Source organism: Flavobacterium album, from assembly GCF_003096035.1.
In the GTDB taxonomy this organism is placed as follows: Bacteria; Bacteroidota; Bacteroidia; order Flavobacteriales; family Flavobacteriaceae; genus Flavobacterium; species Flavobacterium album.
This window is the reverse complement of sequence record NZ_CP029186.1, coordinates 1508398-1521855: the sequence shown is the minus strand read 5'-3', so window position 1 is coordinate 1521855 and position 13458 is coordinate 1508398. Positions and strand designations below refer to the sequence as shown.

The window sequence follows — 13458 nt, the reverse complement described above, 5'->3', positions numbered from 1 at the left end:
TTAACCTTATCGTTTAATTGAGATGACATTTCAAACCATTTCCGGAACGTTACTGTCAGGTGATTGTTGCAACACAGCTAAATTCCTGTCATTGCATATCTTTCCCTTTTCTGCATTTTTCCTTCGCGGTCAAATATATAAATTTTTGTCTTAGTTTGGTAATTTAATCAAAATAATATTGTAAAAATGCTGTCATTGCTGACAGCACCTCTACAATTACAAATTTTCCTTATCGCTTGAGCGCAAAGTGGGCCTTAAATTCCCGCTTTTCGCCTCCTATCGTAAACTCTACAGTGAACCAGTAATCGGTTGCCGGAACGTTTTGCCCATTGAAGGTTCCGTCCCATCCATCGCCTGCCGCGCTTATCTGTTTCATCAGCTTGCCAAAGCGGTCGAAGATATAAATCTTCGCATCCCTGTTCTCATCGGTATCAAGGCCGAAGATGTTCCAGGTATCATGGTAGCCGTCCCCATTCGGCGTGAAGAAGTTCGGATAATCGATCACGGCCACATCCTCAAGGTCGAGCACCAGCTCCAAGTCGTCACAAGGATCGGCAGTCGCTATATCCCTCACATATACATTATGCTTCACGTAAGCCGATACGTTCTCGAACACATTCGAATTCTGCCATGGGCCGTTGTCCAGCTTGTACTGGTATTCGCCGTAACCCTGAACCAGCACCGTGATCACCTGGTCATCGCCAAACGGGTTGCCGGTAACATAGCCATCAGCATTTATTGAGCTTGCAGGACCGCTCTTCTCTATCACCATCGCGTCTATAGGATCAGATACACAGCCTGTAGGGCTGGTAGCAACCACAGTATAGCTTCCCGGCTGCCCTACAGTAATGGTTGGGCCGGCCTCATCTGCCATTATAGCGCCATCGTGGTACCATACAAAAGTATGAGTAGCATCAAGGCCTGAATCTATGGTAGCAAGGCGTACCGGTTCGTTAGTCACAAAATCAATACAAACCGTCGTGTGGTCGGTAGTTAGCTCCGGCTCCGGTATGCGCTCTACAAACAATTCGAGCGAAGTTACCTCGTGGCAGCCACTTACAGTAGATTCGTTGGTCACCCTTACCCAGATCATCTGGTAATCCGGCGAGCCAACGTTTTGGTAAGCCGTTGGGTTGGCTATAGCATTAGTACCTGCTTCGGCATCTTCCTGCGTAGTATAGTATGTTACGCTATAACTGGCAGGGTTTTGTGTACCAAGCGCATCGTCATCGGCACGGGTAAGGTCGAACGTGAACACGCCATCGTTAGTTCCGTCATAATCACATTCAAAGAACGTTTCAGTTACCGGATTGGCTGTCGCAGCTTCTTCTACCAATAGGGTAAGCGGCGCCCAGGTCTCACATTCGGTATCGTTACGCACCACCTGTACAAATATGTTTTGCTGGTTAGGTGAGCTTGTATTGGTATAAACGTAAGGCATAGCTATGTTATTGCCCATGTTTGCCATACTGCTAAAGAAGGTAACCGTATAATCATCAGGGTTAGCATCCGCTCCAAGTATCTCATCCATATGGGTATTGAAATCGAAGGTCGCTATACCGTCTGTATTCTGCTCGCATATCGCATACGGCGGTATCACGCCTGCCACGCCAAGCGCAGGAAGCGGGTTAACGATCAACTCAAATGATACTACCTGGTAACATACAGGGTCGGAAGCATTGCCGGTATTGGCCTCTGCCCTCACCCATATCGTAGCATTGCCGCTGTTATAGGCCGTAATGTTCGTTATCTGGTTCTGCCTGTTATTAGCATCTTCTTCTGTAGTATAATAGGTCAGCACCATCGTAGCATCGTTATTCCTTATGTCTGCAGCAGCTTCGGTAAGGTCAAATATCTCCTGTCCGTCCGGTGAACCGTTTACATCGCATAGTATTAGCGGATCCGGATTTTCGTCCGGCACCGGAAGCGGAAGCACTTTAATGGTAAGCGTGGTATAGCTCTTACAGCCTTCCGGTGTGGTAACCATTACATACAATGTTTTAGGATTACCTGCCGGTGGCACGGGGTTGGTATACGCTTCAGGGTTGTCAATAGGCAGTGCTGTTGGGTCAACACGAGGGTCGATCTCAAAATACGTTACCGTCATCCCCTGGCCTATTCCAAATTGGCCAAGAATTTCATCATCTTTAGTTGTAAGGTCAAACTGCGCTATGCCGTCATTTCCTATATAAGTACCATCAGGAGCAGTCAGGCTCTCGTTACAAACTGCCAGGATTGTTGGGGTGGTAAGCAGCAATGGCTTGTTCAGTTCCAGTTGGAAGCTGGTCACGCTAAAGCATTCGGTATCCGGTGTTTCTACCCTTACCCATATCGTTTGTCCATCGGTACCGTAATAATGCGACGGATTGGTTATCCTTGGTACGCCATTATTTGCGTTAGCCTCGCTAACAAAATAATGTATTGTAAGCGTGTCCGGCGTAGTATTAAGGGCTGCATGGATAATCGCATCCTGAACCGTTAGGTCGAAATACGCTTTGCCATCCTGCCCGTTGTTATCCTGGTCATCACACTGCACAAGGTCTTCCAGGTCTTCCGGCGCCTGTGGTGCAGGTTCCACAACCAGGGTTATCATATACGGTTCCTGCCTTACACATCCTGTTACGGTATTTTGTACCCTCACATATAAATACTGCATACCGGCATTTACATTATGGTAATTCGCAAGGTCCTCCGTTATCGGGTTGTTGCCGTCTACCGCATCCTGGAAGGTAGTATGGAATGTCACCACTAGGTTCGGGCCGTTGCTTACCATGTCTTCTACAAGGGCTTCAAGGTCGAATTCGCCAAAGCCAAGGCCGGTAGTGTCGCAAACCGTAAGTTCATCATCTGTCGGCATTACCAGTACCGGTACAGGCTCTACCCTTACATCCAGCAGCACGATCCTGTAGCAGCCGGTTTCTTCCAGCTCCACCCTTACAAATATTGTCTCAACTGCTGCTGCATTGGTGTATGTTTCCGGGTTAAGAATCTGGCTTGCCCCTGTTCCTGCCACCGCATCATCATAGTTTTTAAAGAATGTTACATTGATCCCGTCCTGCAAATCTATAATCTCAGGTATTTTCGTAGTAAGGTCGAACACCTCGATCTCATCGCCCGGCGCATTCAGGTCGCAAAGCGTATAAGGAGCAGGGTTATTAGCTACAGGAAGCGGGTTCACTATAAGCTCTACATCCACTTCTTTAAAGCAGCCGGTAGCATTGTTGGTCACTCTTCCATGAATCGTATCAGTTGCGCTGTTATAGCTTGCAGGTGTAGGGATATCCCCTACTGTTTCTTTATAGAATGTCACGGTAAACTGTGCCGGATCCTGCCCGCTCAATAGCGTCTCTTCCAACGTTGTCAGGTCAAAGATTGCCTTACCATCAGTATCATTCTCACCATTATCGCAAAGCGCATAAGGCTCCGGCTCGGTAACTGCAGGTACCGGACGAACGATCAGCTGCACCTCTGCTATGTCGAAACATGAGGTCTGCGATGATTCTACCCTTATATATAATGTCTGAACGCCATTTGTAGTATAGGCCTCAACATTCGTATAAGCTCCCGTATTTACTATAATATTATTCAATGCATCGTAAAATGCATCATTATAGGTCTCAAATGGTATAGCCGTAACGGTTCCTCCAAGCTGTGCCTCGATCTGCTCCAGCACAGGGTTAAGGTTGAAAACGGTTACATTGTCATTGTTCGGGTCGCACTCTTCAATTGGCGCAATAGCTGGGGCTATCGGTGCAGGAAGCACTTCCAGCTGTACCGTACCTATTACCTTACATCCTGTGATAACGTCCACTATCCTGGCATAAATTGTCGTTGTGCCCGAAAGCAATGGCGAAGACAGGTATTCATCGCCTCCCTGCTGTGCCCCTTCAAGGCTTGCATAGTAGGCAACTGTTACGCCCGATGCGCCCATGGTGATAAGCTCATCTATTTCGGAAAGGTCAAATAACCCCTGGCCCGGCTCTTCTTCGCAGGCATAACGTGGCTCCAGGTTGGTAGCTACCAGCGGAAGCGGGTTTACCACCAGTTCAAAAGATGACACACTGTAGCAGCCAAAGTCGCTTTCTACCCTTACCCAAATTTGCGCATTACCACTTTGGTAGTTGGTATCATCAGCAATCGGTTCCACGCCATCCTCTGCATTTGCCTGCGATGTATAGTAAGATACAGTAGCTTGAGGATCGTTCGTGGCTTCGGTATTTTTTGTAGTCAGGTCAAAGAATTCAACACCGTCCGGTGAATTGTTATCATCACAAACCACGTAGTTGCTCACCTCAGGTACTGCAGGCCTTGGGTGGATGATAAGCTGTACTTCTTCCACAGCATAACAATTGGTGGTAGTGCCCGTTTCTACAGCTCTTATAAATGCACTTCCCGGCGCACTGTTATATGCAGACGGCGTGTCGATAATACCGGTATTATTTTGCGCATCTTCCAACGTAAAGTGGTAGGTTATCGTAAGGTTATTTGCTCCATTCACTACTTCAGCACCTGCCGGGAGCAGGTTGAATACCGCCATACCGTCAAAATCATCATTACAAACTTCGAGCGGAGTGGCTGCAGCCAGTACCGGTGCATTGTTTATTTTTACTGTAAATGTGTGCGAATCCGAGCATATAACATTGGTACCCGTCTGGGCGCTGATGGTTATATCCTGTGTTGATGTGATCTCTGTACCTGCCGGGATAACGTTGTTCGCCGCATCGTGATACTCGCCTGTAGTAAGTGCCGGAAGCACATAACTGCTACAAACCTCAACATTTGCAGGGGTATCTACAACCGGTGTCTGATTTATGATTACATCAAAGCTGTTCTCATAAGTACACGTGTACGGGTCTGTACCATTATTTTGGTACCTGTATATGGTTTGCGATGTGGTTATCACTGTGCCATCGGCAAGTATCGTGCCCTGTCCGTCGGCTTCTGTATAGTAATCACCTTCTTCGAAAACAGGCAATACATAGCTATCGCAGATCTCCACATCTTCAAGGTCTTCAAAGAAAGGCTGTGGCGTAACGATAAGGTCGAAATACGTTGTACCGTAAGCCAATGCGTTATCGGTTTGCTGCACCCTTACGTAGATTGTCTCGGTAGTTCCCGGATAGGCCTGTGGGTCCGAAATATCATTTTCCCCTGTTGTCGCATCCGCCTGGCTGTGATGGTAGGTTACCGTATAAATTGAAGGGTCATCCAACTGTGCCATCATCTGGTCATTTTGGCTGGTAAGGTCGAATATCTCAAGATTATCATAAGGCGCGTCCTCACATATATGAACTGTCTGCGGCGCATTAAGCGGCACGTTACAGTCTAAAATATGCAGGTTGAAAGTCCTGAAAAATTTGCAATCGTTATCATAACGCTGTATCATAGCATATATCTGTTCGCCATCGGTACCTTCATAATTGGCAGGAAACAGGATATTCGGATCGTCATTTTCGATCTCCTCCATGCTATGGTAATAATAAACCTCGTAAAAAATAGGGTCGGCAAAGCCAGACAGCATCACATCTGTATTATCTTCAAGGTTAAAGATAGCCGTATTGTCGCCGTCTCCACATACGCTAAGGTCGTTAGGGTCGTTCGCATCATCAGAGGCATAAAACTCTATCAGGATGTTTTCCCTGATATTACAGTCGGGCGATGCAGGAGTACTGGCAAGCAGGGTATATACGCCCGGCTCTGTAACCGTATATGTTGAAGTGGTTACCGGGTTGCCGCTACCATCCAGGATAAGCTCCCCGTCCTTTTCCCATTTATAGCTGTATGGCACACTACCCGTTACTACAGGCGAAAGTACAAAGCTTTCACCATCGCAAAGCGCAGTGCTTGTCGCAACGGTAAGGTCGTCCGGAAGCTCCGGCTGCCCTATATCAAAACTACCTGCCGCAAGGAATACAGCCGAGTCCCAGGCATTATCGTTCCTGTCGCCAATTACAAGCTTAATGTGATAGTTCTGGCCAGATACCACAGTAGAGGATGCCGTCATAAGTACCGTCCGCCCGTCAAAATTTATAGGTGCATTTACAGCTGCCGGCGCCGTAGCGGTCTCACCATAGAAAGCCCCAAAGTAGGCCTGGTTCTGGGAGTTACATCCGCTATTGTAAGCAGCATTCCGGATTGTCGTAACCGCAATAGGCGTGGTTGTAGACGGCACCAGGGCAAGGTTTGTCGTAACACCTGTGCTCGTATTGGTCAGGAAGAATGCAAAAGCATCTGAATAACTACATTGAAAATCACCATATTCTTCTGATGCGAAAACAAAGTCGAAACTCATTGTTGTCGACAGCGGCACGAAATCAAATTCTATTTTTGAAACATCGTTATAACTACTGATTCCGGGGTCAAACCCTATACTTTGTATGTAGCTGAGAAGCTGCGCATCGCCGCCCCAGTTACCTGTGCTCAGCGGTGCATTGGTATTTGGCCCCCCTGCCTGCATACAGTTTCCTGTTTGCAGGATGATACCGCTTTTTACGGGGAACGTAGAGTTGTTCCTTTCGAAGTAGCCGATACCCGCATTGTTGGGGCCGGTGCTCGATGTAATATTTGAAATTTCAACACACTGAATATCGATGAGTACGTCCCTCACCAGCTCCTCTACAGAATACTGGTCCTGCGATACTGTTACAAAATTACCGCGGGGCGTATCGCTGTCGGTACAGCCAAAGCATGCGGGCACAGGGTCGGGAGTGTCAGACGTTACTGTTACGGTATTTGTCAGTAAGTACGTCGTAGCTACATAATTGTCCGGTATGGTTATCGTAACGGTGTAGGTTACGCTCTCCCCTGCCGGCAGGACATTAATATAATTTTCCATCAGCCCTGTACCGCCGGCATTATTTCCGGACCATGACATGACTGCTATGTTAATAGGTTTCGGGTCGGTAACATGTACATTATAAGCATCACTTGGCCCCGGGTTGGATACAGTTATTGTATAAGTATTTTGTTCACCGGCAATATATTTATCCTTCCCGTCTGTTTTCAGTGTTACCAGGTTGGCTTTTGGAGCAGGGGTTGCCGTAACCGTACAGGCTGTACATCCCGGAACAGGATCCGGAGTTGGGCTGGTTACGCTCACCGTGTTCACAATATTGGTTGTGGTGCTGAAATTGCTCGGTACCGGTATCGTAAAGTTGTAGGTTACCGTTTGGTTTACCGCAAGCAGCGCTATAACATCGGTAAGGTTACCGGTACCGCTTGTTCCGTTGCTGCCGGTCCATGATGCATTAGCCGCTGTAAGGCCTGCAGGCACCATATCCTGCACCGACACATTGAGCGCCGGCGAAGGGCCGTTGTTGTGTACCGTTATGGTATAAACAGCATCGGTACCCGCAGTGTAGGTTGTACCGCCTGCCAGTGTTTTTGTCGTTACTATATCTGCCGATGCCGCCTGAAGGTCGGTATCGGTACATGCGGTACATCCCGGAGTTGGGTCCGGTGTGTCTGATGTTACCGCTGTTTGGCTCACAAGGTTGCCCGTATAAGCAGCAGGCACCGTAAGCGTAATAGTATACGTTACTGTTTCGCCTGACGCAAGCGATGCAATGGTATCATCCAGCGCGGTATTCGTACCTGAAGAACCATTGGTGCCGGTCCACGAAAATGCGGTTATCCCTGCCGGTACAGCATTGGATACATGAACATTTTCTGCCGCAGCAGGGCCGTTATTGGTTACGGTAACGGTATATGTTGATGTGCCGCCCTGAAGGTAATAATCCCGGTTATTGGTATTGGTTACTGTAAAATCCGCATATTCGGCAACATCGGTATCCGAACAGCGGATGCAATGTACCGTAGCAGGCACAGTGCCTACATTGATGCTTACCCCGGCAGTTATAGGATCGGTATAAGCATCCGGCCATGGGCCTGCGGTGATAGTATAGGTTATGCTTTGCCCTTCGGCTAAAAGCGGTATGGTCTCAATCGGAAGCTGGCCTGTGCCGGTTTCCGACCCGGAGCCACCCTGTGTAGAGGTCCAGCTTATCGGGGCACCTGTAGAGGCTGGGTCAAAACCAAAATCGACCTCTATATTTGTTGCGTCCCCCGGGCCGTCATTCGCAACTACCAGAGTATATACTAAAGAGTTGCCCGGGCCAGGCGTATAAAATTCCTGCCCATCATTAAGGTTTATCGTAACATTTGGACCATTCGGTGCTGTATCCGTATCAATACAGGCGGTACACGCAAAATCAGAATCCGAAGAGCTGCTTACAACTGCTTCGCTGATGATGGAAGGCGCTGTATAATTTGCCGGGACAGACAATGTTATAGTATAAGTAACTGTTTCACCCATAGCAAGGGAGGCTATGGTATCCTGCAAATTAGTATTCGTGCCGGATGAGCCGTTGCTGCCGCTCCATGAAAACTGCGTTATACCTGCAGGGATAGCATTGGCTACGTTGACATTGTATGCCGCATAAGGGCCGGTGTTGGTTACTGTAAGCGTGTAAACCGAGTCGTGGCCCGGAAGGTAATTATTTTGATTGTTTGTATTCTGCACTACAAGGTTGGCTGAATTCGGCGCATCCGTATCGGTACACTGCGTACAGCCCGGCGTAGGGTCGGTAACCGAAACGTTAAGGCTTGCCTGTGTGGTTAAATTCCCTGTAAACGTGGGAGGAACCTGTAACGTAACTGTATAGGTAACCGTCTCGCCGGCAGGCAGGGTGTTGATCAGGTTATTCAAAGGCGCGTTAGTTCCCGAAGAGCCATTGCTCCCTGTCCATGAAAAATTGGTTATACCGGCAGGGATAGACTCTAACACCCTTACAAGTGTAGCATCTTCCGGGCCGTGGTTGGTAACCGTAACTGTGTATACCGACGTTGATCCCGGCACGTAATTATCCTGGTTGTTGGTGTTTATAACCTCCAAGTCAGAACGTGTGGCATAGGTAACCCTCACATCCTGCAACTCCTGCTCATAATCGCTCGGTATCCTTATATTTATAGTATAAGTAACCGTTTGGTTCACCGCTAAAGTCGGGATCGTATGGCTCAGGTTCACATTGCTATGCACAATCGTCGGACTCTCAAGGCTGGTAGTCCACCAGAATTTCATGATCCCGGGAGGCATAGGGATATCCGGTGGGATAGCCATAAAGACAAGGACATTCAGGGCCGGCTGTGGGCCTGTATTGGTCACCATAACCGTGTAGGTAAGCACATCTCCCTGAACATAGGCATTGGTTGGATTGGTGCTGAACACGCTTATGTTGGACTGCGCGGTTGCAGTAAGCGTTCCTAAAGCCAAAAATAAAATTAGTAGTAGTTTTCTCATATAGCAGTTTATTTGTCAGTGCAGCGCTACAGGCTTTAAATTATCCTGAATAAATAATTAAATCTATAACGAACCAAATATAAATATTCAATAATAGTTTCGCTTTAAAATATAAAATAATCACAAATTTCTTTGAATTTATTACAAAAAAAAGCGCCGTAAAGGGCAAATGTTAGGAATAACATTTTAAGCGAAATTTACCCTACCTGCTTTATGAAGTTTTTTTACACTAATTTTGCCTAAAATTTAAATCATGGAAACGATAACTATAAAACCCACCCAAAATCCTGCCATAGTGAAGTTTGAATTCAGCGACTTCATTGCCAAAAACGGGAATTTTGAATATAAGAATATTGACGATACAGCCAATTCGCCCCTTGCGAAGCAGCTTTTCTACCTTCCGTTCGTAAAAACAGTGTACATCTCCGGCAATTTTATCGGAATTGAGAAATATTCGATTGTAGAATGGGAAGACGTGCAGGAGGATGTAGCAGAGCAGATAGCCAATTTTGTAAATGGCGGCGGGCAGATCGTTATTGAAGAAGAAGCTAAGAAAAAACAGCCTTCTACAGTATATGTAGAAACGACCCCAAACCCGGCGGTAATGAAATTCGTATCGAATAAACTGCTGACAAAGACGACGGCAGAATTCAAGAGCATTGACGATACGGCTGCTTCACCGCTTGCCCGCGAGCTATTTAAATTCCCTTTTGTAAAAGAGGTATTTATCGACGAGAACTATATCTCCATTACTAAATATGCCGTTGCCGAATGGGATGAGTTTACCGGCGAAGTGCGCAGCTTTATCCGTGAATTTATTGAAGATGGCAAAACTGTTATCGATGAATCACTCGTACAGGCATTGCCGCAGGCAGAAAAGCATAAGGAAGAATATTTCGACAACCTTGACAGCACCTCGCAGCGCATCATCAATATACTGGAAGAATATGTGAAGCCGGCGGTACAAGGCGATGGCGGCAACATTGCGTTCGATTCCTACGACGAAAAGGAAAAGCGTGTGAAAGTGATATTGCAGGGCGCGTGCAGCGGATGCCCTTCCTCTACGTTTACACTGAAAAGCGGTATTGAGAACATGCTGAAAGACATGCTCAACGATGAAGACATTAAGGTGGAAGCCCTTAACGCCTAAAAAACATCTTATAATTCTATATGTCCAGACCCCAAAGGTTTTAAAAACCTTTGGGGTCTTTTCGTATGACAACTAAGGCTTTTTATCTTTCTTCACTTTTTCTTTCCTTATTAAGGTATTCGTTTTTTCGTTATAAATAGCTTCATCTATCTTTTTACCGGTCTTACTGAAAACTTTTATCTTCGGGTCTTCATGTGTCCCCGTGATAACAATAGGGATGCCAATAAGCCCGGCAGGCGGCAGGCCAAGGCGCATGCGCAGGTCCAGGAGGCCGTCAAGGCTGGTTGTGCCGGTTATGGTAGGACGGAACACCGCTACCTTAAAGGTAAAGTCATCTATATGGATCAGGTTGTTGTTTATAGTTGTCTTTACCGTGATGTCTTTCATGTTGGGGTTATCCATCTCTTTGGAACCGGTTTTCTCACTGATACCGCCAAACAATTTCAGCCCGGCAACTTTTACATCTCTTACTGAAATTGTGCCCCCGCCCTCGAGTGAAGGCATGATTGGGCTCATGTTCCCGTCGAGATCGCCTTTTATTTTATAGTCGACTCCAATGATACCCTCTGCTTTTGCGGCGGCGGTAACCAGGTCGTGGAAGAGTGGTATCTCATTGTAGGCACGCTTCACGCTGAAATCCTTGGCACGGAAATGTACATCAAAATTGGCAGCCATTGGCGATTCGTTTTTATAATTGGCATCAATCCCCACGGTGCAGCCGATGATATTGAAATTGGTATTTTCCAGGTATAGCCTGCCTTTGGATATGCCTACCTTACCTATGAGGTTATTAAGCACAAGCCCGGTATATTCTACCTTATCGGCATTGGCGACAAGCGACACATTCAGGTTGGTTGGCAGTACCACTACCCCACTCATTTTGGGGTGGTCTTCTTTGGCATATTCTACTTCGGCTTTGCGGTCTTTGTTCTCGCCTTCCTTTAGCGCCATGAATTCATCTACCTTTATGAGTTTCGATTTCAGGTTGAAATTGCCGCTCAATGTACCGTGCGATTCGAGGAAATAATTAATTGTATTGAGCAGGTATCCGTTTATCGAGAAATCCGACTTGCCATACTTCGCTTTAAATTTATCAAACCACATCTTTTCGTTCTGGAAGGTAAAATACCCTTCGTTGATAAAAAATGCTTTCGGGAAAAGCTCGGAAGTAGTTTTTATGTTCTTCAATACAAGGGTCCCTTTATTATTCAGCTTGTCATACTGCCCGGTGGTGGCATAGCTCTGCCTGCCTTTTAATGCAAGGTCGGCCTTCGCGTAACCGGTGACATCCAGCCCCTGCTGTTTGAAAACCTTATAGATACGTCCTACATTCAGCTCTCCTTTAATACGTGCATCGTAAAACAGGTCGGCGAAGTCGGATACCGTAGTATTAACATAAACCGGATTGCCTTCGAAAACAAAAGATGCCGGGGTAACCGCCACTTTCAGGTCTTCGAACGTACCATTACCATTTTGCAGGTTAGCTACGAACTTAATATCGGTGATCGGGTTGGGGTAATAATCGGTTTTCAGCCAGCCGTTCTGCAGGTTGATACCGCCTTTGGCTTTAGGGAACAATTTCTTCGTGGCGCTGTATTGCCCGTCGGCTTCAATATCGGTGCGCAATATCCCGCGCAGGTCCATATTCTGCAGCCCAATCGCGGCATCGAGGGTTTTCAGGTCGAGTGCGCCTTTAATGTTGGCCTTCACATCCATTTCGCTAAGGCCTTTTGTTTGCAGAAAGGCATGAAAATAATCCTTCTCACCTACCTTGAAGTCAAGCTTGCGGAGGTTGATATTCAATTTTTCGACATCGAGTGAAGGCAGCATGGCATTCAGGTCGAGGTTAAAATCTGTCAGGGGCACCGGGGCACCGCTATACTCCACCGACCCATCATTAATCTTCAGGTTAAAACCAAGGTCGGGCTGCTGTTTTGTTGCGGCATTATAGCGACCCTTAAAGGTAAACAGCAAATCGCTGCGGCCTTTTATATTCGTATCATCCAGCCAAGTGAGGTATTGAGGCGGAAGTACCGACAGCAAGTCTTTTACCGTAGTGTTTTCCGATGCTGCATCAATATTAATGTTATAGCCGTCTTTTAGTATTGTAAATATGCCTGTAAACTCTACCGGCAGCTTGTTAATCTTCAACTCGTTCTTTTGAAGGATGAACGACAACGAGTTGGTATTGATACGGGTTATCAGGTCGGCGCGCACCCTTTTCTTTTCAAGATAGGGAACACGGTCGTAGTAAAAGTCGACGGAATCGATACGGGCATCGGTGCGCAGGTCGAATACATCTTCGCTAAGGTCGCCTTTGCCTACATAATTGAAGCCGTGGGCATCTACCAGTATTTTGGCCGAACGGTCGCTATATTTGATGTGGCAATTGTCGAGGTCGATGCGGTCGAGCCGGATGGCGGTACCTTCGGAAAGCGTGTCTTTCGGCTGGTCTTTTTCGGAGACATATACATTATAGTTGGCCTCCCCTTTCTCGTTTACCTTGACATTGATAAAGGCATCCGACACATATAGCTCGTCTATCTTTACCTCATTGTCGAATATCAGCCGCTTCAGGTTAATACCAAAAGCTACCTGGTCGGCTTTCAATAACGTATCGTTTTGGTAGGGTGCCGAACCTTTTAGCGAAAGGTCGTCCAGCGATACGGTGAGTGATGGGAAATGCGTAAAAAAGGACAGCCTGGATTCGGAGAAATTGAGTTCGCCGGCAAGGCTTTTGTTGGCCAGCTTTTTTACCTGTTCCGAGACCGTGCCGGGGAACAGCAGCGGTATAAGGAACATGAGCAGTAATACCGAAGCGATAAAAATGCCAAGCCACTTCCCTATTTTGAGCGCAATTTTTTTTGCGGATGTTTTCATCGCATACTAATTTAATCTTCTAATAAAATTAGATTTTTCCTGTTAATTAAGGTTGGTATTTAACTTGATGTTAGTATAGTTGTGGGTTCAACTCCTGCAAGGTTTTGAAAACCTTGCAGGTATAATAGTA

Annotated in this window: 3 protein-coding genes; 1 reads left to right on the top strand and 2 read right to left on the bottom strand. The window is 46.7% G+C overall.

The features are described from left to right. Positions 1–229 precede the first annotated feature (229 nt). Positions 230–9298: a choice-of-anchor L domain-containing protein gene (locus tag HYN59_RS06615; protein WP_108777522.1), complete on the bottom strand. Its 9069-nt coding sequence runs from the start codon at positions 9296–9298 to the stop codon at positions 230–232. Positions 9299–9551: 253 nt separating this feature from the next. On the opposite strand from HYN59_RS06615, the gene HYN59_RS06610 reads away from it, so the two are divergent. Then, positions 9552–10448, top strand: coding sequence for a NifU family protein (locus HYN59_RS06610; protein ID WP_108777521.1), 897 nt, complete (start codon positions 9552–9554; stop codon positions 10446–10448). 72 nt (positions 10449–10520) lie between these two features. On the opposite strand, the gene HYN59_RS06605 is transcribed toward HYN59_RS06610, so the two are convergent. After that, positions 10521–13328 (bottom strand): AsmA family protein, encoded by a 2808-nt coding sequence (locus HYN59_RS06605; RefSeq protein WP_108777520.1) that lies wholly within the window; start codon positions 13326–13328, stop codon positions 10521–10523. Between the last annotated feature and the right edge of the window lie 130 nt (positions 13329–13458).

Bases quoted from the DNA above. Each gene is read 5' to 3' on its own strand.
- HYN59_RS06610 (WP_108777521.1), top strand. From the start codon at position 9,552: ATGGAAACGATAACTATAAAACCCACCCAAAATCCTGCCATAGTGAAG.
- HYN59_RS06615 (WP_108777522.1), bottom strand. From the start codon at position 9,298: ATGAGAAAACTACTACTAATTTTATTTTTGGCTTTAGGAACGCTTACT.
- HYN59_RS06605 (WP_108777520.1), bottom strand. From the start codon at position 13,328: ATGAAAACATCCGCAAAAAAAATTGCGCTCAAAATAGGGAAGTGGCTT.